General features: G+C 35.3%; 1 protein-coding gene. It reads left to right on the forward strand.

Going from position 1 to position 1016, the window contains the following annotated elements; genetic code table 11:
- Nucleotides 1-43 precede the first annotated feature (43 nt).
- The coding region (locus ACHBHN_RS11345) for a helix-turn-helix domain-containing protein (RefSeq protein WP_394734164.1) at nt 44-1016 on the forward strand (973 nt) is incomplete at its 3' end.

Here is a 1016-nt window from a genome sequence, read left to right on the forward strand (position 1 = left end):
ATCGTCATTCCTCCTGCTATCTTTTTCTATTATTCTACCTTATTTGATAGTAGATTTAAAACTTTGCAACAGAACCGATTATGATATGAGCCAATATTGGATTGAAGATTTACCAGGATTCAGAATCGGAGTTCATCCTCTTGGTGCTGTCCGATGCACATTTGAATCTGATGATAAAGCAATGTACGTTCAGATTGGTCCAGTGATGGTAGAGAACATTAACCCATTGATGATTTATCAGGGAAGCAATGACAATGAATGGACTGTGCTCGATATCAGAAAGTTTAGTGAAATATGTGTGATGATGTATTACTTTGCATTAGATAAGAATTTATCTTTTTCTATTGAGAGTTTAGTGAATAAACTGGTACAATTTTTTTCGACTGATATCATGGGACTACAAACGTCTGAGCTTTCAAAGCGGACGATTGAACAAAGTTATCAGGACTTACGAACAAGACTTGAGCTTGTCCAAAATGGTGATATAACTACACTTAAACAGCTGAACCGGGATCAAGATTACCTTAATGCACTTTTTGAATTTTGTAATAATGAACAATCAACAAAATCCATGCTGACATTCTGTCTGTATCTATCGATGTACTATGCTATTGCTGGCGGTCTTCCTATTGAAATGTCAGGTGCAATCAGTAGCTATTACGGAAATCGCTTTAGTTCTCTGAGAAAAAGAGAAGAGTCCGTTGCTATGTATAACAGTATTTTGGAGCATTTCGCTTTAAGTACTGCAGATTATAGAGTATCTGGTGTCTCTTCAGACATAGCAAAAGCAGTCAGGATGATTAAAAGAAATATCAACCGTCAGCTCACCATTCAGTCAATATGCACAGAAATTGGTCTAAGTCAGTATCACTTCATGCGTAAATTCAAGATAGATATAGGTATGACTGTTGGTGCATACATTAAGAAGGAGAAAATAGCATATGCCAAATTTCTATTGGTATATACGAATCAGTCAATATCAGAAATTAGTGAATATCTTATATTTAACTCACAAA

The sequence above is a fragment of the Streptococcus sp. A22 genome (genome assembly GCF_043674215.1).
GTDB lineage: Bacteria > Bacillota > Bacilli > Lactobacillales > Streptococcaceae > Streptococcus > Streptococcus suis_V.